Here is a 22,841-nt window from a genome sequence, read left to right as displayed (position 1 = left end):
CGTGGCACTTCACTCGACAATCCCCCTGCCCCAGGTTTCGCAGGTCGCGCAGACGATCCAGCTTGCTTTGGCGCCGGTGTTCCTGCTCGCGGGCATCGGCGCCTTCCTCAACGTCTGTGCGGGGCGTCTTGCCCGGATTATCGACCGCGCCAGGCTGGTCGAAGGAAAAATACTGACCTCGCGCGGCAAGGAACATGACCGCATGGTGGGCGAGATCCGCGTGCTGGACCGGCGCATGAAGGTGGTCAATGTCGCGATCTTCCTTTCGGTGGCTTCCGCATGCGCGGTCTGCCTGGTCGTCATCCTGCTATTTGCGGGCAACCTGTTCGGCGCGCACCTTGGCACACTCATTGCCATCCTGTTCAGTCTGGCGATGCTGCTTCAGGCGGGCGGTTTTGCGACGTTCATTCAGGAAATCCGCCTGGCATCGCGCACCATCCGCATCCGCAACGAAGTCCTCTATCACCAGGCAGAGGGGGAAGAGGAGGCATGACCAAATTCACGGTCAACGATCGCCCGGTCCAATATCGGATGGACCCCGACACGCCGCTTCTCTGGGCGCTGCGCGACGCATCCAACCTGACCGGCACCAAATATGGTTGTGGAACGGGCGATTGTGGGGCCTGCACGGTCGATATCGACGGGCAGGCGGTGCGGTCATGCCAGGTCAGTATAAGGGAGACCGAAGGACGCTTCGTCACCACCATAGAGGCGCTTTCCCCCGATCGCGGTCACCCGCTGCAACAGGTCTTCGCGGCCGACAACGTGTCCCAGTGCGGCTATTGCATCCCCGGCGTCCTCATGGCCGCTGCGGTTCTGCTGAAGCGCAACAGCGACCCGAGTGATGAGGATATAGACGCGGCCATCACCAACATATGCCGTTGCGGCATCTACCCCCGCCTGCGTGGCGCCATCAAGCGCGCCGGGAAAGTGATGCGCGGCGAGGAACAGGTTGAGGCAGCCCCACCCCCCGGCGTGTCGCCCGAAGAGGCTGCCCGCGCCGTTCCGGCACTCCGCCGCCCCTAGCCGAATCGATAGGCCGATACCGGCCACCCGCGCACGGCATCGTCATAGTCAACCTGCGCGACATCGTCGCCACCGGCGCCCAGCGCCACCATCAGCGGCAGCAGATGCTCTTCACGAGGATGGGCGAAGCGCGCCTCCGGCAGAGTCTCCCACGCGGCAATACGTGCCGATCGCTGCTGCGGGTCTGGGTCCGTCACCGCGTCAGTCAAAGCCTCATGCCACAATAGCGACGGTGTTCGCGCCTGCGAATCGTGAACGCGCATATTGTGGAAACTCATCCCCGACCCGATGATCACGACCCCTTCATCGCGCAATGGTTCAAGCGCGCGACCCGCCGCGATATGCGCCTGTGGGTCGAGGTCTTTTCTCAGCGACAGTTGCACGACGGGAATGTCGGCCTGCGGCCGTGCGACCTTCATCGGAATGAAGACGCCGTGGTCCCAGCCGCGTTCATGCTCTTCCGCGACGGGGAAGCCAGCTTCGCGCAGCAGTTGGGCGACGCGGCCGGCGACGGCGGGCGCTCCCGGCGCATCCCATTTCAGGGAATAAGTGTGCGGCGGGAAATTATAATAGTCGAACAGAAGGTCCGGACGATCCCCTTTGTGCACGGTAAGGACCGGCTCCTCCCAATGCGCCGACACGATCAACATCGCGCGCGGTCGTTCGGGCAGGCTCTCGACCAGTTGCGTCAGATAATCCTGCATCGTCTGCCACATGGGGTCGGTGTAGGGGCGATCGGGATCTGCGGGGTCCATGAAGAAGCAAGGACCGCCACCGTGCGGGATATAGAGGCTGGGCTGTTTCATAACCGTTAGATCGCCCGCCGCCCCTGACCATGCAAGTGCGCGGGGTGAAACAGTGCGTTTCGCAGCCTCCTAAGCCTCGCTGACCTCGATAATGGGAGCGATGGCCTGCGCCAGCGTGGCGCCGGAATAGGGCTTCTTCAACAGGGTGATGCCGCTGAACCGATCGGGCAGATCAAGACCATCGCCATAGCCCGTCGCGAACAGAAAGCTGACGCCATTTTCCGCGAGCATGTCGGCGATCGGGAGACTCGTTTCGTTGCCCAGATTGAAATCCAGGACGGCAAAATCGATGGCGTGCAGATCGATGGCTTCACGCGCTCGCCCGACGCTGGCGGCGGTGACGACTTCCGCGCCCAGATCGCGCAGCGCATCCTCACCATCCATCGCGATGATCATATTATCCTCGACCAGAAGGACGTTGCGCCCCTTGAGCAAGCCGGGAGCAGGAGCGGGCGCCGGCTTCGATCTTTCCCCAACGGTGACATCCGGCAGGACCGTCACGATATGCTGGGACGGGATGCAGAAATGCGCCTCCAGCCCGGAAAGACGGTAAGTAATCTCCGCCTTGCCATCCAGATCATAAGGAATCGACCGTTCGATGACGGTGGACCCGAAACCCCGACGGGTCGGGGCGACGACGGCCGGGCCGCCGCTTTCATTCCAGTCGAGCAGCAAGCTGCCATCCGCATCGACGCGCCAGTCGATCGCAACCGTGCCGCCATCCGACAGCGCGCCATATTTGGCGGCGTTGGTCAGCAGCTCATGTATCACCAGTGCCAGCACGGTGAAGGCCGACGGCGTCAACAACACGTTGGGGCCGGTCTGTTTGACCCGGTCGCGCCGCTCGCCCAGATAGGCCCCGGCCTCGACCTCGATCAGGTCCTGCAACCGTGCCGGTGCCCAGCGGTCAGCCGTAATCTGGTCATGAGCGCGGGCCAGTGCATGCACGCGGCTTTCCAACGTGGCGATGAATTCGTCCACCGAACGGGCATTGTCCCGCGTCTGGGACAGCAGCCCGCGGATCAGCGACAATATGTTGCGGACCCGATGGTTCAGCTCGGCAATCAGCAGTTCCTGCTTTTCATGCGCCTTCTGCCGTTCCTCATGCGCCGAATCGGAAAGGCGCAGCACCACTTCGAGCAGAGCCGTCCGCAATGCTTCGGCGACGCGCAATTCTGCCGGGGTGAAGGGCACCGACCTACCCTTCACCAGTTGCGACCATTCCTCGAAACTCTTGCGCGGAGTCAGGCGCGGCCCATTAGGCCCATATTCGATATGCTTTTCCTGATTGCCCGCCCAGCGCACCGAACGCATCTGCTCAGCGCGGAACAGCACGACATAATCGCGCGGTCGCCGCGACAGCGGAATGGCGAGCAGGCCCGCCGTGCGATCGGCATAGGCTTCCGCCTCCGGCATCACCCGGCCGAGGCAGTCGGTCGCGAACACCTGGCTTGCCGCCGTCCGATTGAGCATAGAGACGATCGCCGCAAAGGCGGACCTGTCCGGGGTCAAACCGGCCAGCGTAACGTCCCCGTCAATATACACGCCGACGCCGTCCGCGGGCACGGTGTCGAAGATGACGTCACCCAGCCAACGGGCGTTGGACAGCAGATCATGATCCTGGGCCACGGCGGACATGAGGCGGTCGGCGACTTGCCGCGCCTTCCCTTCATAGTCCGCTGTTTCCGCCCGCTCGCGGCTTTCCAGCATCATGGAGAAAATCTGACCGAACAGCTCAGCCGCGCTACGCTGCGCGAAGGTCGGCAGGCGCGGACCATAATGGTGACAGGCGAACAAGCCCCACAAGCGCCCCTCGACAATGATCGAGATGGAGAGCGAAGCCCCCACGCCCATGTTGCCGAGATATTCGATGTGAATCGGGGAAACCGCGCGCAACAGGCACAACGACATGTCGAGCGCCGCTCCAGTGGGATCAAGCACCGGGATCACCGGAACCGGCTCTGCCCCAACGTCCGCGATGACGCGGAAGATGTTGCGCAGGTACAGCGCCCGGGCCTGCGTCGGGATGTCCGAAGCCGGGTAATGCAACCCGAAAAAGCTGTCGATGCCGGGCCGCAGCGCTTCGGCCACGACTTCGCCGTCGCCACCATCGGCAAAGCGGTAAACCATGACGCGGTCGAATCCGGTCAAGGCCCTCACCTGCCTCGCCCCGTCGCGCAGGAAGGCCGCCATGCTGTCCGTTTGAGCAAGCCGCGCGACCATGGATCGTACCATGCTGGTCGCCTCGATCTCATCCGCGAAAGCCGGTTCAGCCTCGATCACCACCAGCGAGCCTGAAAAATGGACGGCGATGTCAAAGGGCTGAACGCCATCGATCAGCACCAGCGAGAACATCCGCTCGACCGCGTCGGGGCCACGCAGCAACGTGATCCGGTTCCGCAGCGAGTGAATGGCATCGTCCCGGAACAGGCCGTTGATCGGCTTACCCAGCATCTGCTCAGGCGTCAGTCCGATGAACTGTTCACAATTGGCCGAGACGCGGGAAACCAGCCAGTCGGCGGTCAGCGCAACCAGAAAGCCGAAAGGCTGTATGGTGCCCGGCACATGAATCGGTTCGCGATCGCAATTGCTGATGTCGACGGCGAAGTCGGCCATCTCCTGTCCATCGCGTTCAGCCATGAGTGCTCACCCGTTCCGCCGCGGCACCCGCCGCGAACAGGGCGAAGGCGGCTTGCGCTCCCTGTATCGCGTTGTCGATCCAATCCTGGCCACCGCCATCCGCCGCCTCGTCCAGCGCTTGCTGAAAGGCGATCCAGCTTCCCTGGCCGTGGACAGACTTGAGATAGGCCCTGGGCAACCCGGCAGGCACGCGCCGCTCCAACATGGCGCCACCCAGCCGCGAACCTTCCAGGGCGTAGAGCGCGCCCCATCGAAACCCTTCGCCCGCATGCGCCGTTGTTTCCAGCGGCTCCGGCAACGTTTCGCCCAATGATGCAAGGTCTTCCATCAACTGGGGCAAGCGCGAAGAGTCGGGCATCGCCAACTGTTCCAGCGGGATGAGCGCGCGTGCATGCGCTTTCAGAAAAGCACCATATTCCGCAGGGGAATCCAACGAAAAGCCTGAAAAAAGATCATCCACCCGCTGATGGTTTTCCATCGTCGCTTTTCTTAAGGCCTGTCGAACCCGGCCGGCGTAGGACGTTCTTTTCACTCGTCGTTCCTAAAGGCTGTCACCAAGGCGCGCACTGATCTAGATCAGCTTTTAAATCCGACGGCGGCGGTTGGTCGATTTTCTACCGAAATAATCGATTTGTGTACGCCAAGTCCAATGACCATCTTTACCCTGCGAGATTCTTTCAAATCGCTGACGAACGAGTTCAGCGTCGCGACATGGCGGCAGACATAAAAGGGAAATCATGCGGGGCATGGCGCCCCTTTTGGAAAGAAAAGACCATGTTGAGGAAAATGATGTTGGCGGGGCTGATGACCGCGACAGTTCTGGGCGGCGTGGCCCCTGCCTATGCGCAACGCGGACAGGACGGATGGCGCGATCGCGGCGGTGAGCAGTCTGGCCGGAACGACGGCCGGGCATCCCGGGGCGGCGGGCAGGATGGCGATCGCGGAAACGTCCGCGTGCGTGATCAGGCTTCCACGCAGCGGTGGCAAGAACGCGTGAATGATCGCGCGCGGGTACAGGCCGCTCCGGCACAACCCGATCGCCAGTGGCGTGGTGCGCAATCGCGCGCCGATGCTGCTCGCAATGCACAGCGCAACGATGCGCGCATCAGGGAACGGGCCGTTGGCGATCGTCCGCAGTGGCGGGATGATCGCCGGGACAACAACCGGGCGGAGTGGCGCGGCAATCGCGACGACCGACGTCAGGACTGGCGTGATGGTCGCCGGGATGGACGCCCGGAAGGGCGCCTCGACAGCGGCAACAACTGGCGTGGCAGCCTGGCGGGCAATCGGCGGTTTGACGATCGCACCCGCTGGAACAGTCAGCGTCGCTGGGACAATGACTGGCGGCAGGATCGCCGCTATGACTGGCGCAGCTATCGCTCACGTTATGGCGACCGCTACCGGACGGGCCGCTATTATGCGCCGCGCGGATGGAGCTATGGCTATAGCCGCTTTTCGACAGGCATCTTCCTGAACAGCTTGCTGTTCGCGAACAACTATTGGATCGACGACCCATGGTCCTATCGCCTGCCGCCGGCCTACGGCACGCTGCGTTGGGTGCGCTATTATGACGATGCCCTGCTGGTCGATATCCGGGACGGCTATGTCGTAGACGTGATCCACGACTTCTTCTGGTAAGCGGAGGATCATATCCGCTGATTTCATCTGGGCCTGGCGCCATGTGCGTCAGGCCCTTTTCATTTGCACCGGCGGGACGACGGCGGCAGGAAGCGGGCATGACGGACGTGATTGATGATGGCGGCATCGCTTCGGCCGCTCGGGCAAAGATCGGCGATGCGGTGCGCGCAAAGCTGGACCGCAACCCCTTGGTCAGCCGGATCGACGCCGCGAACCTTGAAATCTATGGCCGCCATGACTTCCTCAGCGCCGAGGAATGCGAAGGATTGCGCGCGCTGATCGACGCCGACGCGCAGCCTTCCACGCTGTTTTCCGGCAGCGCGAACGCCGATTACCGCACCAGCCACAGCTGCAACCTTAGCCCCTGGGACCCCCTGGTCGATGGCATCAGCCGCCGGATTTGCGCGCTGACCGGCTTGCCGCCCGAAAATGGCGAAACCTTGCAGGGTCAACGTTATGCGGTTGGTCAGGAATATAAGGCGCATTGCGATTATTTCCCGGTCACCGCCAACTATTGGCCCGCGATGATGAAAAAGGGCGGGCAGCGCAGTTGGACGGCGATGATCTATCTGTCGCCCGTCGCGGCGGGCGGGGAGACGCATTTTCCCCATTGCGAGTTCATGGTGCCGCCCGTTGAGGGGATGATCCTCATCTGGAACAACCTGAAGGCCGACGGTTCGCCCAATCCGATGAGCCTGCATGCCGCCCGGCCGGTGGAAAGCGGCGTCAAATATGTCGTGACCAAATGGTTTCGGGAGCGGCGCTGGGTACACTGACCGCAAGCGCGCCTGTTCATAGCCGTGATACAAGTTGCGACATAAATGACTGATTCCTGACGGTGCCGTTCCCCACAGGTTCAGCGGCCGGAATGCATAACCCCATTGTTGGTGACGGAACCGGTCCAGGGGATGAAAGTTTGATCCCCACCGGTTCAGGCCGCCAAGCTGATGGGAGAAAATATATGCGTAAGTTGATCATCCTCGGCCTTATCGCAGCGACTGCAATGCCAAGTGCTGTCATGGCCCAATCGCGCGGCGAAGTGCGCGACAGTGCGCGGGACCTACGTCAGGAGCAGCGTGAACTGCGCGACGCGCAACGCCATGGCTCGCGCCATGATGTACGCGAACAGCGCCGCGACGTCCGCGACGCCCGGCAGGAACTGCGCGAAGATTGGCGTGACTATCGCCGCTCGCACCGCGACGCCTATCGCGGCGGCAACTGGCGCGCGCCCTTCCGCTACAATCGCTGGGAAGTCGGGTCTCAATTGCGCCCGGGATTCTATAATTCCCGCTATTATATCAGCGATCCCTATCGCTATCGCCTGCCCCGGCCCGCGAACCGTAACCTGCGCTGGGTAAGGCATTATAACGACGTGCTGCTGGTCAACGTCCGCAGCGGGCGCGTGATGGAGGTCCATCGGGGCTTCTTCTGGTAACGCAGAACTAAGGACAATAGGCGGCTCCGGACTTCGGTTCGGAGCCGTTCTCTATTTCTTAGGACACAGAATCGCGGTCACGGTGCGACCCCCAGCTACTGCCTCAATTTTGGAAATCCCCTTGGCCGCGCCGCCCGTCTCCGAGCAGGCGCGGCCGATGGCACGCACAAGGCGCACCATCAGTCCGAAAGGGGGTGGACCGGAAAAGGAACGCTTAGGGGCGGCTAATGTTCCCCTGCGTTAACCCAGCGCATCGGCGATCAGGCGGCGGCTGTTTGCCACGCCATAAAGGGCGATAAAACTGCCCATCCGAGGCCCCTGATCGGCACCCAGCAACGTCTGATACAGCGCCTTGAACCAGTCGCGCAGTTCAGCAAAGCCAAAGGCTTCGTCCTTACCGATCGCATAGACGATATTCTGGATATCTTCGGCGGTGGCGTCATCGCCCAGCGCCGCCAGTTCCGCGTCCAGCCTGCGCAGCGCCTCGGCTTCATTGGCCTCCGGCGCGCGACGCTTCAACGTGGGCGCCACGAAGTCGCGATGATAGGCCAGCGCATGCCCGATCAGCGCGTCCAGCTCAGGATAAGTCTGCGCGCTCGCTTCAGGTACATAATTTTGCAGATATCCCCACACCTGTTCCCGGCTGGCGTCGCCCATGACGCCGACCAGGTTGAGCAACAGGCCGAAGGTCACCGGCAGCTTGCCGTCGGGCAGCTTTCCGTCATGGATATGATGCACCGGATTGCCGAGTTGCTGCTCGACCTGCTGATTGGGATAGTTGACCCGGAACTGCCAATATTCGTCCACCGCGCGCGGGATCACGCCCATGTGCAGCTGCTTGGCCTTCTTCGGCTCACGATAGGCGTAAAAGGCCAGGCTTTCCTGCGGCCCATAGGTCAGCCACTGCTCAAGGCTGAGGCCATTGCCCTTGGACTTGGAGATTTTCTCCCCCTTTTCGTCCAGGAACATCTCATAGTTGAAGCCTTCGGGCGGGCGAGCGCCCAGCGCGCGGCAAATCTTGGACGACTGAGTCACCGAATCGATCAGATCCTTGCCCGCCATCTCATAATCGACGCCCAGCGCGACCCAGCGCATCGCCCAGTCAACCTTCCATTGCAGCTTCGCGCCGCCAGACAGGATCGACTGCTCGACCATCTCGCCCTCATCCTCGAAGCGAACAAGCCCGGCGTCGGCGTCCAACACTTCGATCGGCACCTGAAGCACTATACCGCTCTTCGGGCTGACCGGCAGGACCGGCGAATAGGTCGCCTGCCGTTCCTTGCGCAGGGTCGGCAGCATGATGTCCATGATGTCCTGATAGTGACGCAGGACATTTTTGAGCGCATCGTCGAACGCGCCGGACTTGTACCGGTCGGTCGCTGACACAAACTCATAATCGAACCCGAAGCGGTCCAGAAATTCGCGCAGCGTCGCATTGTTATGATGCGCGAAGCTTTCGAACTTCTCGAACGGATCGGGTACCTGGGTCAGCGGCTTGCTAAGATGTTCCGCCAGCATCGCCTGGTTCGGCACATTGTCGGGCACCTTGCGCAGCCCGTCCATATCGTCGCTGAACGCGATCAGGCGCGTGGGTATGTCGGACAGCGCATGATAGGCGTTGCGCACCATCGTCGTGCGCAACACTTCGTTGAAGGTGCCGATATGGGGCAGGCCGGACGGGCCATAGCCAGTCTCGAACAGAATATGGCCTTTGTCGGGAGCGCCGTTCTGATAGCGCTTCAGAAGCTTGCGCGCTTCTTCATAGGGCCAGGCCTTGGACGCCAGAGCGGCGGTGCGGAGGATATCGGACACGGTCATGATGCACACGCCCCTAGCCTTGGAAGGCCGGAAATGGAACGTCTTTCCGCACAGCGGCGCGCGTACCGACCGCACTGCCGAGAGATTATGTTTAACCTTGATTAACCTTAATACGGCACATTTATCCTCGATAGCCGCCGGAAAGGGGATTGCGGGCACCATGCAGATACCGCGTAGCCGTCAACGCATTGGGGTCGATATCAGCGTTGTCGTCACAACCATGCTCGACAGCCTGGAGGGGACCATCGTCGATCTGAGCGAAGGAGGTGCCCAGATTCGCGGCTGCACCCTGCCCGCACGAAGCCAGTGCCAGATCGGGTTTGAAGGGCAGATTGTTTTCGGGACGGTACAATGGTCCGAACCCGACCGCATCGGGGTTCGCTTTCCCTATGAACTGGTCGATGGCCCGCTGTTCGACTTGCTGGAGATGGCGCGCACCCGCCTACACCTGCCGCTGGTGCATAAGCATGGCGGGCGCGGCCTCGCCCCGCGCGCCTTTTCCCCGCAGCCAACCGGATTTGGCCGCCGCGCAAGCTGAGTTGAGCCTTTTTCCGGTTTCCCTTTTGTTCCCGGTCGCCTAAGCGATTGGAGTGATCGACCCCACTGCCCTGCCCGCCCTTCATGCCAGCCATGGTGGGATCTGGTTGCGCGAGGGTGAAGACACCCGCGCGGTCGCGAAGGGAGCGGCTATCTCCTGCGCCGCAGAGACGCCCACTTTGCTGCTCAATGCGCCACTGACGGGGCAAAGGCTCGGCTATCCGGAACTTAACGGCCTGGACCTGCTGGAACTCTGGGCTTTCGTCCACCCGGCCCGCTTCCTTGTTCCCACGCCCAAGGGCCTTGCCGAAGCGCTCGGTCTGGAACGGCCGGGCAGCGAAGCGGACATTCCGCAACTGCTGCAAGCCGCCACCGCTGCGCTGCTGGACATGCTCGGATCGCCTTCATGGACCGAGCGGGAAGGCGGCTGGACTTCCGCCCAGACGCTGCATCGGATTCGCTGGCCCTGGGCGCCTCTCGTCGCCCCGCGTATAAGCCGCCCGCCCGAAGCGGAACGCTGGCTGTTCTCCCGCTTGCCCGAATGGGAGGAAACGCCGCCGCGTCCAGCGCCGCGCACCATCTCCCTCGATGAAGAGGCGGTGTTGGCGCGGCTGGCGCATCTGACTGGCAGCGCGGCGGAAGCCCGGCCGGGGCAGCGCGCCTATGCGGCGGCAGCCGTGGAAAGCTTCAGTCCGCGCCAGCATCGGGATCAGCCCAACATGCTGCTTGCAGAGGCTGGCACCGGGATCGGCAAGACGCTGGGCTATCTCGCCCCGGCCTCGCTTTGGGCATCGGAGGCGCAAGGCACGGTATGGATATCAACCTATACCAAAGCGCTCCAACGGCAGCTTGACCGCGAAAGCCTTCGCCTCTTCCCCGATCCGGCAACGGCAGCGCGGCGGATCGTCGTACGCAAGGGGCGCGAAAATTACCTCTGCCTGCTGAACCTTGAGGACGCGTTGCAGGGCGGCTTTTCCGGACGCGCGGCTATCCTCGCCCAACTCGTCGCGCGCTGGGCGGCGTTCAGCAAGGATGGCGACATGGTGGGTGGCGATCTGCCCGGTTGGCTGCCGACATTGTTCCGCCGCAATGGATCGACAGCGCTGACCGACCGCCGGGGCGAATGCATCTACGCGGGCTGTCCGCATTACCGCAAATGCTTCATCGAACGGTCGGCGCGCGCCTCTGCCGACGCGGACATCGTCATCGCCAATCACGCCCTCGTCATGATCAACGCCGCGCGTGGCCGTGAGACAGGCCAGCGCCCCCAGCGCATCATCTTCGATGAGGGCCATCACCTCTTCGATGCCGCCGACTCCACCTTTTCCGTCGCCTTGTCCGGGCAGGAAGCCATCGAGCTGCGCCGCTGGGTCATGGGGCCTGAAGGCAATTCGCGCGGCCGTCGGCGCGGTCTTGCCGCCCGCCTGTCGGATCTGGCCAGCTATGACGAGGAAGGCGGCCAGGCGATCCGCGCAGCAGCGGACGCCGCGCGCGCGCTGCCAGCCGATGAATGGCTGAAACGGATCGTCGCGGGAGAACCCTTCGGACCACTTGAACAGCTGCTCGCGGCCGTGCGTGGCACCGTCTATGCCCGCGCCGCCGACGTGGGCGAGGCGGACGCGGGCTATGGCCTGGAAACGGAAGTGGCTGAACCCGACGGCCCGCTGGTCGAAGCCGCGCAGGAAGCCGCGCTCGCCCTCGATGCTTTGCTGCGGCCGCTGAACCGGCTCAGCAAACGGCTGGAGGCAGTCATCGAGGATGCGCCCGACTGGCTCGACGGCGCAGCCCGCGCACGAATCGAAGGGGCGATTGCCTCGCTCGGCTGGCGGTGCGACCTCATCGCCGCTTGGCTCGCGTTGCTCGCGCGGATCGGCGGCCCGGCTGATGCGGATTTCGTCGACTGGATGACGGTCGATCGGATCGAAGGGCGGGAATTCGACATCGGCATCCACCGCCACTGGCTGGACCCCACCCGACCCCTCGCTGAAACCGTACTGAAACCTGCGCAGGGCGTGCTGGTCACATCCGCGACGCTCAAGGGCGGCGGCGACTGGGACAATGCGGAAAGCCGCAGCGGGGCGAGTCATCTCCCGCGCGGCGCTCAGCGGTTCGAAGCAGCAAGCCCGTTCGACTATCCCGGCCGCGCCGAGGTGCTGGTCGTCACCGACATCAAGCGCGGCGACATTGCCGCACTGTCAGGCGCCTATGGGCGGCTGATCGAAGCGGCGGGCGGCGGGACACTCGGCCTGTTCACGGCGATACGGCGGTTACGTGCAGTCCATGCGCGCATCGCCGATCGTCTGGCACGGGCGGGCCTGCCACTCTACGCCCAGCATGTCGATCCGATGGACACCGGCACGCTGATCGACATTTTCCGCGACGACCCACGAGCCTCGCTGCTCGGCACCGACGCCTTGCGCGACGGGGTCGATGTGCCGGGCCATTCGCTGCGGCTCGTCGTGATGGAGGGCGTTCCCTGGTCGAAGCCCACGGTGCTTCACGCCGCCCGACGTCTCGCCGGAGGGGGCGCCGCCTATGACGACAGGCTGATCCGCGCGCGCCTTGCCCAGGCCTTTGGCCGCCTGATCCGCCGCGCCGAGGATCGGGGCAGCTTCGTCATATTGTCGGCGGCGATGCCCAGTCGGCTGCTGAGCGCCTTTCCGCCGGGCACCCCCATTCGCCGCCTTACCCTTGACGAAGCGATCATTGCGGTCAGCGATCATTCCCACGCTGGCCTTGGCGACGGCATGCCGCTAGGGCAACGAGGACACGAATCCGGCATTCCCGACCTGGAGCAAAGATGAAGCGGTTGACCCTGTTGCGCCACGCCAAGTCCGACTGGGACGATCCGGTAGAGCGGGATTTCGACCGGCCGCTGAACCGGCGCGGGGAAAAGGCGGCGCTGCTGATCGGTCAATATGCGCGCAGCCGGAAGATGCAGTTCGACTTTCTCGTCGCTTCTCCCGCAGTCCGGGTCGTGCAAACGCTCGATACCTTCCTTGAAGGCTACGGCCAGCCGCTCGATCCTCATTGGGATCGCCGCATATATCTGGCGTCCGTGGCAACGCTGCTGGATGTGCTGCGCGATGTGCCAGACACTGCAAGCAACGTGATCCTGGCGGGACATAATCCCGGCCTGGAAGAACTGATCCTGGAACTGGTGCCGGACAATGACACCAGCCCGCTACGCGGCGATGTGGAAGTCAAGTTTCCGACGGCCAGCATCGCGGTTCTGGATCTGGATGTCGATCGTTGGGAAGATACCAGGTCGGATGTCGCATCATTCATCAGCTTCACCCGCCCGCGCGATCTCGATCCGGCGCTAGGCCCGGAATCGCGTTAAATCAACTGTTCTAAGTGACCAAGGTCGCTGCTGGCGCAGAGTGAGTTCAACCCGGACCACCCACCTCCGTTCGGGCTGAGCTTGTCGAAGCCTTCTTCGTTTTAAGGGGCAGTAAAGCCCTTCGACAAGCTTGGGGCGAACCGATTTAAATGGCGGCACTGAGTTAGAGCACGAAGCACTCAGTAAACACGAGACGCTGAACTTACTCCCCAATAGCCTCCGCCAAGGCCGCCCGGATCGCTTGGAGCCGATCCAGCAAATCCGCATCCCGCTCAGGCTTGGCCGAAATGGCAGGAGCCGGAACAGCGGCGGGCTTTGCCACTGCTATCCCATCGGCAAGCGCCTTTTGCGCGCCCCGCACCGTGAAGCCCTCTTCGTTCAATAACTGATTGATGCGCCTGACCAGCGCCACATCCGCTGGCCTGTAATAGCGGCGATTACCCGACCGTTGGAGAGGCCGTAGCTGGGGAAACCGCGTTTCCCAATAGCGCAGAATATGCTGCGGAAGCCCCAGTTCCCCGGACAGCTCGCTAATCGTCAGGAACGCACCCTCTGCCTTTTCCATGGGTCCGATGTTGCACCTGTCAGGGCGCAAAGGTCAACCATGCGCGGGAATAACTGGCATCTATCCTAACCCGTCACGATGCGGCAACGCGGTCCCGCATGGTCTGGCTGGCGCGGAAGGTCAGCACGCGGCGTGGTTCGATCGGCACCTCAACCCCTGTCTTGGGATTACGGCCCATGCGCTGGGTCTTGTCGCGCAGAACGAAGGTGCCAAAGCTCGATATCTTCACATTTTCGCCGCGTTCGAGTGCGGAGGTCATATGTTCCAATATGGACTCGATAAGCGCCGCGGCCTCGGACCGTGAAAGGCCAATATGACGATTGACGCTTTCCGCCAGATCTGCGCGTGTCAGGGTGCCATTGCCAGTCATCGAACGTCCCCACCTTCATCCGCCGGGTCAATGCCGACGACAATGGTAAATTGTGCGATAAGCTGAGTGATTCGGCAAGATGACTCGCCGAAGAAAGTCAAAGAATTCCGGGTAGATGCCTTGGCTTAGACCCGCAGGACGCAAGCGCCCCAGGTAAAGCCCCCGCCCATCGCCTCCAGCACGAGCAGGTCGCCCGACTGAATCCGGCCATCTCGCATGGCCAGGTCAAGCGCCAATGGCACCGAAGCGGCGGACGTATTGGCGTGGCGATCCACCGTCATGACCACGCGATCGGGCGACAGCTTCAGCTTCCGCGCGGTAGCATCCAGGATGCGCGCATTCGCCTGATGAGGGATCAGCCAGTCGATCTTGTCGGTGCCGAGGCCCGCTATTTCCATGACCTCGGTCAGTACCGACGCAAGGTTGACGACCGCATGGCGGAAGACTTCCTGCCCCTTCATGCGCAGCTTGCCGACCGTCTTCGTCGTCGAAGGTCCGCCATCGACATAAAGAAGCTGGTTGTGCCGACCGTCAGCATGCAGCTTTGAAGCCAATATGCCGCGCGCGCCGTCCGCGCTCTCTTCCGCGCCCAGTACGATCGCCCCCGCGCCATCCCCGAACAGGACGCAGGTAGTCCGATCCTCCCAATCAAGGATGCGGCTGAACGTCTCCGACCCAATCACCAGCGCCTTCTGCGCGGCGCCCGACCGGATCATGCTGTCCGCCACCGTCACCGCGTACAGAAAGCCCGAACACACAGCCGCGACGTCGAAGGCCACGCAATCATTGATGCCCAGCGCTGCCTGCACAATGGTCGCGCTGGCGGGAAAGGTCTGGTCGGGCGTAGCCGTCGCCAGAATGATGAGGTCGATATCCTGCGCAGCCAGGCCCGCCGCATCCAGTGCCGCGCGAGCAGCATCGGTCGCAAGGCTTGCGGTTGTTTCGCCGTCGCCCGCGATATGGCGATTGCGGATGCCGGTGCGTTCGACGATCCATTCGTCGCTCGTGTCCACGGTCTCTGCCAGTTCAGCGTTGCTGACAGCACGAACCGGGAGAGCCGAACCCGTACCCAGAAGAACGGACTTGCGAATCACTTTGCGGCGAGCTCCTGTTTGGACGCCACGGCCGAAAGCGCGCTGACGCCCGCCATGTCGGCGGCGATACGCCGCGTGATGTCTTCTTCCAACAGCCGCGCAGCGACATGGACGGCATTGGCAACGCCCTTGTCATTGGCGTTGCCATGGCTTTTCACCACGACACCGTTCAGGCCCAGAAACACCGCACCATTATGGTTGTTGGGGTCCAGATGATGCTTGAGCAGGTGCATGGCGGGCTTGGAAATCAGGAACCCGATCTTGGACCGGATGGAGCTGGTGAAGGCCGTGCGCAGCAGATCGGTGACGAAACGGGCCGTACCCTCCGCCGTCTTCAACGCCACATTGCCGGAAAAACCGTCGCTGACGATCACATCGGCCTCGCCACGTCCGATCTTGTCGCCTTCGGTAAAGCCATCGAACGACAGGGGCAGGCTCGTCGCCGCGCGCAGGATCGCGGCGGCGTCACGGATTTCTTCCGTGCCCTTCATGTCTTCCGTGCCGATGTTCATGATGCGAACGCGCGGGCGTTCAAGATCGAAAGCGATGCGCGCATAGGCCGCGCCCATCACCGCGAATTGCACAAGGTTGCGGGCGTCGCATTCGGTATTGGCGCCCAGGTCCAGCATGACCACATCATTGTCACCGAGCGTGGGCAGCAAAGCCGCCAGAGCCGGTCGATCAATGCCCGGCATGGTGCGCAGCGCAAGCTTGGCCATCGCCATCAAGGCGCCGGTATTGCCGGACGAGACCGCAGCACCCGCCTCGCCCGCCTTAACGGCAGCGATCGCCATGCTCATGGAGCTGGCCTTCTTGCGGATGGCAGCGCTGGGCTTGTCCCCCGCAGACACGACATCGCTGGCGTGCACCACTTCGGACGCGGCCCGCAGATTTGGATGATTGTCGAGGGCGGCCTTGATCCGCGCCTCGTCTCCAAAAAGGGTGAAGCGTAGCCCTTCGTGGCGGTGACGGGCGAGCGCTACACCCGCCATCATCACGCGCACGCCTTCATCCCCGCCCATCGCGTCGATTGCGATTCGCGGTTGGCTGGACACTTCAGGACACCTTTGCAGGAGGGAGTGTGTCGTCAGGCCCCGACGGCAACGACTTCGCGGCCGTTATAGTGGCCGCAGGCGTCGCACAGATTATGCGGGCGCTTGAGTTCACCGCAGTTCGAGCATTCCTGGAACGCTTCAACGCGCAGCGCGTCGTGGCTGCGACGCATGCCGCGACGGGACGGGGAAGTTTTCCTCTTTGGGACAGCCATGTCGGCACCTTATTCCATAATTAGATCTGGTTAAGCGACTGGCCGAAATCCGATGAATATCGACGCCACAGGCGCCGCAGACCCATGCGGCCCGGGTGATCGCGAAGCCCTGCGCCTATAGCGTTTTTTGGCAGGGGCGCAAGTCCTTCCTTGCCCCGAAACGATGGCCGCCTATTGTACCGGCAACGTAAGGATAGGGAGAACATGCGATGCTGTTGCCGATTACGCTGACCTTGGCCGCCGCCTGCGCGCTTCTCAACCTGTGGCTCGCATTTCGCTGCGTCCGGATTCGCGTCGGCGGCAAAGTGCTGCATGGCGATGGCGGCGATCCGCTGCTCGCACGGCGGATAAGAGCGCATGCGAACTTCGTCGAATATACGCCGATCATCCTCATCCTCTTCGCCCTGATCGAACTGGCCATAGGATCGCCGCTAGGGCTGTGGATAGGGGCGCTCACCTATGTCATCGCGCGCGCGTCGCACGGGATAGGCATGGACGCCGACCGCCCCACCGCCTGGCGCGCGGGCGGAGCGCTGCTCACCTGGGTGGTGACGGCGGCGCTAGCGGTGGCTGCCCTCTATGTTGCCTATCATGCGACCCGCGCGGTGCCTGCGCCGCCAGCCATGGCCGCGCGCTAGGCGTTAGGCGAGGACCACGTCACCAACGAAGGGATTGGTGCGGCGCTCATGCGCGAAATCGCTCATCGGGCCGTGGCCGGGGACAAAGGCAGTGTCGCCACCCAGCGGCCAAAGCTTGCCCGTGATGGCGTCGATCAGTTGCTGGTGATTGCCCATCGGGAAATCCGTACGGCCGATCGATCCCTGGAACAGCACGTCGCCGACGATCGCGAGCTTGCTGGGAGCGTGATGAAAGACCACATGCCCGGGCGTGTGGCCGGGGCAATGATAGACGTCCAGCACCAGATCGCCGACCGTCACCTGATCGCCATCGGCCAGCCAGCGATCGGGCTCGAAGATCTTCCCGTTCACGCCATAATTGCGGCCGTCCTCTTCCAGACGGCTGATCCAGAAGCGATCGGCCTCATGCGGCCCTTCGATCGGGACGCCGAGTTCCTTGGCCAAGATGCCCGCCTCGCCGCAATGGTCGATATGGCCGTGCGTCACCAATATCTTCTCGATCGTCACGCCCTGCTGCTCGGCGGCCGCCTTCAGCCGTGGCAGGTCCCCGCCCGGATCGACGAAAGCGCCCCGATTGGTGGCCGTGCACCAGAAGAGCGTGCAATTCTGCTGCAACGGAGTGACAGGAATCAGGGCGGCTTTGAGCGGAGGCGTGGTCATGGCGGAGATGTGGCGAAGCGGGACGCGGCGCGCAAGAGCTAGCCCGCGTCTTCCATCGCCAGCGGTTCGGCCAGGCTGATCCCGTCCAGCACCTTCGCTGTCTCATCCCGCACGCGCAGCATCACGCGATGCAGCCTGCATTCCGATTCGGGCAGGCAGTTGGTGCAGGTTTCATGCGCGAATCGGCTGGCACAGGGCGTCAGCGCCAGCGATCCTCGGGTCAGCCGCACGATGTCGCCATAGCTCACATCGACAGGAGCCAGCGCGAGCCAATAACCCCCGTCCCGCCCCCGCTGCGTCGCCACCAGCCCTTCGCGGGAGAGTTCCGACAGGATGACCGTCAGGAACTTCGCCGGAATATTCTGCCGCGTCGCGATTTCGTTCAGCGGCACAGGTCCCTGACGGTAGCGGTCGGCAAGATGCTGGAGAGCGCGGATGGCGTAACGGGTCTTCTGCGAAAGCATATTCCCGTTATTCGCCCCCGCGCCTCATTTGACAAGCCGCCGCAGGGCCGATCAGGCCTTCACCTTGCTCAGCGCTTCTTCATAGGTCGTAGCCTTGAAGCCAACGACTGTCCGACCACCGACATCCAGGATCGGCCGCTTGATCATGGAAGGGTTGGTGCTCATCAGCAGGATCGCCTTTTCCGCGTCGATATGTGCCTTGTCGCCCGCGTCCAGCGCCTTGAAGGTGGTGCCGGAACGGTTGAGGATGGTTTCCCACCCATGCTCCATCACCCATTCCTCCAGCTTGCCCTTGTCCACGCCGGACACCTTATAATCGTGGAAGCTGTAGGAGACGCGCTCATTGTCCAGGAAATTGCGCGCCTTCTTGATCGTGTCGCAATTTTTGATGCCATACATGGTAATCATGGGGTCAGCCTTTGAACGCGGTGACTTCGATCTCGATCTTCATCTCCGGCTTGATGAGGCCGGTGACGACGCAGCTTGCCGCCGGGCGAATCTCACCGAACACGGGCGCGGTCGCTTTGCCAAGGTCGTCCCAATAGGCCGGGTCGGTGATATAATAGGTCACGCGCACGACATCGGCGAAGGAAAAGCCTGCGTCCTCCAGCGCCTTGCCGATGACCTTCAGCGCATTGACGCCTTGATCGACGACGCTTTCCGGCATCGTCTTGGTTTCCGGATCGGTCCCGGTCGTGCCAGCGACGAAGCACCAGTCGCCCTGGACGACTGCGCGTGAATAGCCGACCTGCGCCTCGAAAGGCGAACCCGAGGAGATGAGTTTGCGGGACATGGGATTTCCTTCGAAGGGGTAGCGATGAAAGGGATCGGGCGGCTCTTGCCCCCTGCCGTCTCCCCTGTCCAGCGCCTTTTGGACAGCCATGGAACGGGCGCCCCGGTTGATCGGTTGGGCAGGCAAGGAGACATTCCATGGACCAGCCAAAGGATCAGTCAGACAAGGATCGCCTTCCCGACGATATCGAGGAAAATGACGAGCAGAGGGAACGGGGATCGCAGGCGCAGGATGTTGCCGACGACGCCCGCGTGCGCAGCACCGATCTGTCGGAGGACTGCGAACGGGGCGGAACCCCAAATCGCGCCCAGATTATTCCCGAAGACACGCCGGACCTGGTGGAGCGGATGAAGGAAATGAACCGTTCCGGACGGATCGACAATGACGCCTTCGCGGGCGAACCGCAGATGGACGATGAGGAAGACTATCTCGGCCGCACCGAGGACGAGGAATAGCGCCGAGGCACCCTCCTGCCATTAGCCGCTAGGGTGGCGCGTCCGGGAACCTCAACCCCGTTCGGGCTGTCCGAACGAGTCACTTGTCTCGTTCGAATGTCGAAGCCCTCTTCTTTCTAAAATGAATTGCAGTCCTTTGACAGGCTCGGGACGAATGGCAAAGGAGGCAGTTCCGATTTAGCGCGCGAAGCGCCAAAGCCCCAAATCCGCCATAACGGAGGGTAAACGGATCAGCTTCGCCGCGCGCCGTCAGCAGCGCGGCCTAGGCTGGCGGGATGATCCGCTTGTGCAAACTAGTTCCGCCCCTCCTCGCCCTCCACCTCCTGCTGATCGGATCGGCGGAGCCTGTCCGGGCGGAAAATCCTTCGTCACGCTTCAGCCTTTGCCACGGCATGGGCGGGCCGGATTGCGTGGTCGATGGAGATACCTTCTGGCTGGATGGCCTAAAAATCCGCATTGCCGACATCGACACGCCGGAAACCCACGGGCCGCGTTGCACCGCCGAGGGCGCGCTGGGCATGCGGGCAACGCAGCGGCTGCTGGCGCTGCTCAATGCGGGCGCCTTTTCACTTACGGCGGTAGAGCGGGAACGGGATCGTTATGGAAGAACCCTGCGCATCGTGACGCGGCAGGGGCGGTCAATCGGGGCTCGGCTGGTCGCCGAAGGTCTGGCGCGCCCCTGGACAGGAGCGCGCCAGCCATGGTGCCGTAGTTAGCGGCAGTTCAGACCGCCACGATCGATCTCGCGGCCGAGCAGAGCGCCCGCACCCGCGCCGATCAACACGCCAGCGGTATTGGAATAGCCGCGATCCAGCTGCCCGCCGAGCAACCCGCCGAGCGCCGCGCCGACGATCAAACCGGTCGTGCCGTCCGAACGGCGGCAATAATAGCGATCGTCATAGCCGCGATAGATACGCGTCCCGCGCGTCACGCGGATCGGCTCATAGCCGCTGCGATAATAGCGATCGGGCCGATAACGACTGCCATAGCGGCGATCCGGACGGTTCCAGTCATAGCTGTAGACGACGCCGCCGGGACGCTTCCAATGACCTTTGTGGCGGCCATTGTCGTGGCGGCCGTCCCGCTTCCAGTCGCGGTGGTCACGATCGCGCCAGTGGCGATCGCCCCGGTCACCACGGTCATCGCGGTCGCGCCACTCACGATGGTGATCGCGGCCATAGCCCTGGGCCGTGGCGACCGTGCCGGTCAGGGCCATCGCACCAAGCGACAGCGCAGCCAGCGTGGATTTAAGGGTGATCTTCATATTCTGCTCCTTGCCTTATTTTGACAGGCTGTGGAGCTAAACACTTCAACGCGCATGGACGTTGCATGAACGGAACAAAACGGCGCGTTCAGCGAGGGGACAGGTGAATTGCTTTCAGAGCCGACGCGCCCTTCTCCCCGTGAAATTCGATCAGCCCAGTCTATCCGCCGTTAATCTATATGGCCCTCCGAGCGAAGAAGTGCCTCTTCGTCGGGATTCTTGGGCGTATAAGAAACAAATTCCCGATACCCAAATTTGATGCCAAGACGACGCATCACCGACCGGTCATTTTCAGAATACAGGACTGCGATGCCTTTCGGGGCAAGGATATCGCGAGCCCCGCCATTGCGCCGGATACGCTTCATATAATCGTCCTGCGCCGCGACAGCAGCGACTTGCACGCGTGAAACCGGTATACCAATGCAGTTCTCAAAGAGCGCGGCGAGCCTTTTGGTCCCCTTGCCACTCCCCATGATCGCATCACGCTGGCCCTTGCTGATCCGGGACCAGAAATTGGGCGAATAATCGAAATCAGAAACCATCCACCAGATATTAGATCGGCCGGAGGCGGAAATAGAGGTCTTTTGATCTCGATTGATCCCGGTACGGAGATATTCGTTGCGCGCACGAACAAGGCCCACCGAACATTTGAAAATATCCTCGTTGACGCGAAGCAGGATACAAAACTGCCCGATCGCTTCGGGCGGGATCATCCACCCAAAACCGCCGCCGGTCGTCGATTTCACATCGACTTCCCGTCCCCCAATCAGCAGGTCCAGCCTGACGCCTTTGGGAACTTGTAACCAGTCACGTAGCAAGATCTCAAATTTTGTGCCGAGGTAGGTTTTCTCGGTCTTTTCAAGGTCACTAAAATAGAAGCGACCTGTCCTCGCTGTGTCTATCACCTCATCTATTGCAGAGCGGAAGAAGCCTCTCAACTTTTCCTCAAACCGCTCCCGCCCGCCAACAGCCTTCAGCAGATCCGCTTACAAAATCAGGAGGTCAGCGCAGTCCGGATGAGATTCCGGCAGCGCGCTGTGCCCGTTGGAAGCGAACAGGTTCACGCTACCGACCGGACGGGGAAATGCTTCCGGACTGACAGGGCAACGCGAAGATTCTGAGCTACCGCTTTGGCAACCGGAGGAGGAAACGCATTTCCAACTTGCCGGTAAGCTGTGGTTTTCCGCCCATAAAATTGCCAATTATCCGGAAACCCCTGGATACGCGCTACCATTCTGACAGTCAGGCGTGGCATTCCAACATAATCCGGGCCGGGCGCTTGTTCTGCCACTGTACGCCCTTCCACTCCGAGCGACGCCCATGCTTGTCGTGCGCGCGTGGGACCCAAATCGGGGCCTCCATGCTTTTTCGATCCCCCGACGATAGTAGGAGCAATGTCGTTGGCGCGTTCAGCCCAGCTTTTTGCTCCCGGCCAGCCCTCAGCGGCCATTAGATCATGCAAGGTTTGACCGACTGTGGGCGGATTATGAGGAAGAGGGGCAGGCCAGTCGAAAACATCATTCAGATCGTCGCGCACTGCCACAATGACCACTCGCGGCCTCAACTGTGGCACGCCAAAGTCTGACGCATTCAGCAATCGCCAATCCGCAGTATATCCAAGCTTTTTGAGCTGGACCTTCAAATGATTGCGGTAGTCATCGAAAACAGCCGAAAGGAATCCTCGAACATTTTCGATCATCACAGCTTTGGGCCGAATCTCGTCGATGAGCCGGATTGCCGCTGGAAAAAGATTGCGCTCGTCTTTCTCCCCAAGCTGCTTGCCTGCCATGGAAAATGGCGGACAAGGCAAACCCGCGGCGAGAATATCAACGCCCTTGTACGCACGTCCATCAAAGACATTCATATCTGCCGTGCGCACGTCCCAATCCGGTCGGTTGAGCCGCAGCGTCTTCGCGTAATCCGCCTCTATCTCGACCAGCGCCTCGTGCCGGAAACCGGCAAGTTCAAGCCCCAGCGCCTGACCGCCCGCTCCTGCACAAAATTCAATGGAATTCATGGACAACCCCG

Annotated in this window: 27 protein-coding genes; 11 read left to right on the top strand and 16 right to left on the bottom strand. The window is 62.2% G+C overall.

Annotated elements, in window-relative coordinates; all coding sequences use genetic code 11:
- The first annotated feature begins 1 nt into the window (after position 1).
- Complete coding sequence (locus AC6JBC_RS03055; RefSeq protein ID WP_498025330.1) at positions 2 to 493, top strand: DUF2721 domain-containing protein; 492 nt, start codon at positions 2 to 4, stop codon at positions 491 to 493.
- Entirely contained in the window at positions 490 to 1,026 is a 537-nt protein-coding gene (locus AC6JBC_RS03050; protein ID WP_498025329.1) for a (2Fe-2S)-binding protein, read from the top strand. The genes AC6JBC_RS03055 and AC6JBC_RS03050 overlap by 4 nt, the downstream gene beginning before the upstream one ends.
- Here the strand turns inward: AC6JBC_RS03050 and AC6JBC_RS03045 are convergent.
- The 3 genes from AC6JBC_RS03045 to AC6JBC_RS03035 form a co-directional block, all read right to left on the bottom strand.
- Positions 1,023 to 1,832 (bottom strand): DODA-type extradiol aromatic ring-opening family dioxygenase, encoded by an 810-nt coding sequence (locus AC6JBC_RS03045; protein ID WP_498025327.1) that lies wholly within the window; start codon positions 1,830 to 1,832, stop codon positions 1,023 to 1,025. The genes AC6JBC_RS03050 and AC6JBC_RS03045 overlap by 4 nt on opposite strands.
- Positions 1,833 to 1,901: 69 nt before the next feature.
- A complete protein-coding gene (locus AC6JBC_RS03040; RefSeq protein ID WP_498025325.1) occupies positions 1,902 to 4,472 on the bottom strand; it encodes an HWE histidine kinase domain-containing protein in 2,571 nt (856 codons plus the stop codon).
- Positions 4,465 to 4,950: a biliverdin-producing heme oxygenase gene (locus tag AC6JBC_RS03035; RefSeq protein WP_498025324.1), complete on the bottom strand. Its 486-nt coding sequence runs from the start codon at positions 4,948 to 4,950 to the stop codon at positions 4,465 to 4,467. The genes AC6JBC_RS03040 and AC6JBC_RS03035 overlap by 8 nt, the downstream gene beginning before the upstream one ends.
- Positions 4,951 to 5,276: 326 nt before the next feature.
- On the opposite strand from AC6JBC_RS03035, the gene AC6JBC_RS03030 reads away from it, so the two are divergent.
- The 3 genes from AC6JBC_RS03030 to AC6JBC_RS03020 all read left to right on the top strand — a co-directional run bounded on the left by AC6JBC_RS03030 (position 5,277) and on the right by AC6JBC_RS03020 (position 7,545).
- Entirely contained in the window at positions 5,277 to 6,110 is an 834-nt protein-coding gene (locus AC6JBC_RS03030; protein ID WP_498025323.1) for an RcnB family protein, read from the top strand.
- Positions 6,111 to 6,208: 98 nt separating this feature from the next.
- Positions 6,209 to 6,886 (top strand): 2OG-Fe(II) oxygenase, encoded by a 678-nt coding sequence (locus AC6JBC_RS03025; protein WP_498025321.1) that lies wholly within the window; start codon positions 6,209 to 6,211, stop codon positions 6,884 to 6,886.
- 185 nt (positions 6,887 to 7,071) lie between these two features.
- Positions 7,072 to 7,545: an RcnB family protein gene (locus tag AC6JBC_RS03020; RefSeq protein WP_498025320.1), complete on the top strand. Its 474-nt coding sequence runs from the start codon at positions 7,072 to 7,074 to the stop codon at positions 7,543 to 7,545.
- A gap of 240 nt (positions 7,546 to 7,785) precedes the next feature.
- Here AC6JBC_RS03020 and AC6JBC_RS03015 read toward each other — a convergent pair whose 3' ends face one another.
- The gene (locus tag AC6JBC_RS03015) at positions 7,786 to 9,363 is read right to left on the bottom strand and encodes a lysine--tRNA ligase (RefSeq protein ID WP_498025319.1); all 1,578 of its coding nucleotides are present in this window, start codon (positions 9,361 to 9,363) and stop codon (positions 7,786 to 7,788) included.
- A 160-nt stretch (positions 9,364 to 9,523) separates the two neighbouring features.
- Here AC6JBC_RS03015 and AC6JBC_RS03010 point away from each other — a divergent pair, with 160 nt between their 5' ends.
- The 3 genes from AC6JBC_RS03010 to AC6JBC_RS03000 are packed head-to-tail and all read left to right on the top strand — an operon-like array spanning position 9,524 to position 13,243.
- Entirely contained in the window at positions 9,524 to 9,901 is a 378-nt protein-coding gene (locus tag AC6JBC_RS03010) for a PilZ domain-containing protein (protein ID WP_498025318.1), read from the top strand.
- 52 nt (positions 9,902 to 9,953) lie between these two features.
- Positions 9,954 to 12,704, top strand: coding sequence for an ATP-dependent DNA helicase (locus AC6JBC_RS03005; protein WP_498025317.1), 2,751 nt, complete (start codon positions 9,954 to 9,956; stop codon positions 12,702 to 12,704).
- A complete protein-coding gene (locus AC6JBC_RS03000; protein WP_498025316.1) occupies positions 12,701 to 13,243 on the top strand; it encodes a SixA phosphatase family protein in 543 nt (180 codons plus the stop codon). The genes AC6JBC_RS03005 and AC6JBC_RS03000 overlap by 4 nt, the downstream gene beginning before the upstream one ends.
- Positions 13,244 to 13,445: 202 nt before the next feature.
- Here AC6JBC_RS03000 and AC6JBC_RS02995 read toward each other — a convergent pair whose 3' ends face one another.
- The 5 genes from AC6JBC_RS02995 to rpmF form a co-directional block, all read right to left on the bottom strand.
- Complete coding sequence (locus AC6JBC_RS02995; RefSeq protein ID WP_498025315.1) at positions 13,446 to 13,808, bottom strand: MerR family transcriptional regulator; 363 nt, start codon at positions 13,806 to 13,808, stop codon at positions 13,446 to 13,448.
- 73 nt (positions 13,809 to 13,881) lie between these two features.
- Complete coding sequence (ihfA, locus tag AC6JBC_RS02990; RefSeq protein ID WP_449474233.1) at positions 13,882 to 14,178, bottom strand: integration host factor subunit alpha; 297 nt, start codon at positions 14,176 to 14,178, stop codon at positions 13,882 to 13,884.
- 125 nt (positions 14,179 to 14,303) lie between these two features.
- Positions 14,304 to 15,272: a beta-ketoacyl-ACP synthase III gene (locus tag AC6JBC_RS02985; RefSeq protein WP_498025313.1), complete on the bottom strand. Its 969-nt coding sequence runs from the start codon at positions 15,270 to 15,272 to the stop codon at positions 14,304 to 14,306.
- Positions 15,269 to 16,294 carry a phosphate acyltransferase PlsX gene (gene plsX, locus AC6JBC_RS02980; protein ID WP_449474679.1) on the bottom strand — a complete coding sequence of 342 codons (1,026 nt, stop codon included), beginning with the start codon at positions 16,292 to 16,294 and terminating at the stop codon, positions 15,269 to 15,271. The genes AC6JBC_RS02985 and plsX overlap by 4 nt, the downstream gene beginning before the upstream one ends.
- A 65-nt stretch (positions 16,295 to 16,359) precedes the next feature.
- Positions 16,360 to 16,539: a 50S ribosomal protein L32 gene (rpmF, locus tag AC6JBC_RS02975; protein WP_081570365.1), complete on the bottom strand. Its 180-nt coding sequence runs from the start codon at positions 16,537 to 16,539 to the stop codon at positions 16,360 to 16,362.
- A gap of 209 nt (positions 16,540 to 16,748) precedes the next feature.
- On the opposite strand from rpmF, the gene AC6JBC_RS02970 reads away from it, so the two are divergent.
- On the top strand, positions 16,749 to 17,177 hold the full coding sequence (locus tag AC6JBC_RS02970) for an MAPEG family protein (RefSeq protein WP_498025311.1): 429 nt from the start codon (positions 16,749 to 16,751) through the stop codon (positions 17,175 to 17,177).
- A 3-nt stretch (positions 17,178 to 17,180) separates the two neighbouring features.
- On the opposite strand, the gene AC6JBC_RS02965 is transcribed toward AC6JBC_RS02970, so the two are convergent.
- From AC6JBC_RS02965 to AC6JBC_RS02950, 4 genes are read right to left on the bottom strand one after another with little or no spacing between them, the layout of a single operon-like run.
- Complete coding sequence (locus AC6JBC_RS02965; RefSeq protein ID WP_498025309.1) at positions 17,181 to 17,837, bottom strand: MBL fold metallo-hydrolase; 657 nt, start codon at positions 17,835 to 17,837, stop codon at positions 17,181 to 17,183.
- Positions 17,838 to 17,875: 38 nt separating this feature from the next.
- Entirely contained in the window at positions 17,876 to 18,301 is a 426-nt protein-coding gene (locus AC6JBC_RS02960) for an RrF2 family transcriptional regulator (protein WP_460986827.1), read from the bottom strand.
- A 51-nt stretch (positions 18,302 to 18,352) separates the two neighbouring features.
- Positions 18,353 to 18,709, bottom strand: a complete 357-nt coding sequence (locus AC6JBC_RS02955; RefSeq protein ID WP_196224626.1) for an ArsC family reductase — start codon at positions 18,707 to 18,709, stop codon at positions 18,353 to 18,355.
- Between the two features lie 4 nt (positions 18,710 to 18,713).
- The gene (locus tag AC6JBC_RS02950; protein ID WP_464787457.1) at positions 18,714 to 19,094 is read right to left on the bottom strand and encodes a RidA family protein; all 381 of its coding nucleotides are present in this window, start codon (positions 19,092 to 19,094) and stop codon (positions 18,714 to 18,716) included.
- A 137-nt stretch (positions 19,095 to 19,231) separates the two neighbouring features.
- Between AC6JBC_RS02950 and AC6JBC_RS02945 the strand changes: the two genes are divergently transcribed.
- Both AC6JBC_RS02945 and AC6JBC_RS02940 read left to right on the top strand, forming a co-directional pair.
- Positions 19,232 to 19,549, top strand: a complete 318-nt coding sequence (locus tag AC6JBC_RS02945) for a hypothetical protein (RefSeq protein ID WP_498025308.1) — start codon at positions 19,232 to 19,234, stop codon at positions 19,547 to 19,549.
- 284 nt (positions 19,550 to 19,833) lie between these two features.
- Positions 19,834 to 20,265, top strand: coding sequence for a thermonuclease family protein (locus AC6JBC_RS02940; RefSeq protein WP_498025307.1), 432 nt, complete (start codon positions 19,834 to 19,836; stop codon positions 20,263 to 20,265).
- Here AC6JBC_RS02940 and AC6JBC_RS02935 read toward each other — a convergent pair.
- The 3 genes from AC6JBC_RS02935 to AC6JBC_RS02925 all read right to left on the bottom strand — a co-directional run bounded on the left by AC6JBC_RS02935 (position 20,262) and on the right by AC6JBC_RS02925 (position 22,830).
- Positions 20,262 to 20,813: a glycine zipper 2TM domain-containing protein gene (locus tag AC6JBC_RS02935; RefSeq protein ID WP_498025306.1), complete on the bottom strand. Its 552-nt coding sequence runs from the start codon at positions 20,811 to 20,813 to the stop codon at positions 20,262 to 20,264. The two genes, AC6JBC_RS02940 and AC6JBC_RS02935, sit on opposite strands and share 4 nt — an antisense overlap.
- A gap of 170 nt (positions 20,814 to 20,983) precedes the next feature.
- Complete coding sequence (locus tag AC6JBC_RS02930; RefSeq protein WP_498025304.1) at positions 20,984 to 21,751, bottom strand: NaeI family type II restriction endonuclease; 768 nt, start codon at positions 21,749 to 21,751, stop codon at positions 20,984 to 20,986.
- Positions 21,752 to 21,873: 122 nt separating this feature from the next.
- Positions 21,874 to 22,830, bottom strand: a complete 957-nt coding sequence (locus AC6JBC_RS02925) for a DNA cytosine methyltransferase (RefSeq protein ID WP_498025303.1) — start codon at positions 22,828 to 22,830, stop codon at positions 21,874 to 21,876.
- Between the last annotated feature and the right edge of the window lie 11 nt (positions 22,831 to 22,841).

Source organism: Sphingobium sp. RC1, from assembly GCF_059738765.1.
The sequence above is the reverse complement of the archived record's forward strand: the minus strand, read 5'-3'. Positions and strand labels throughout refer to the sequence as shown.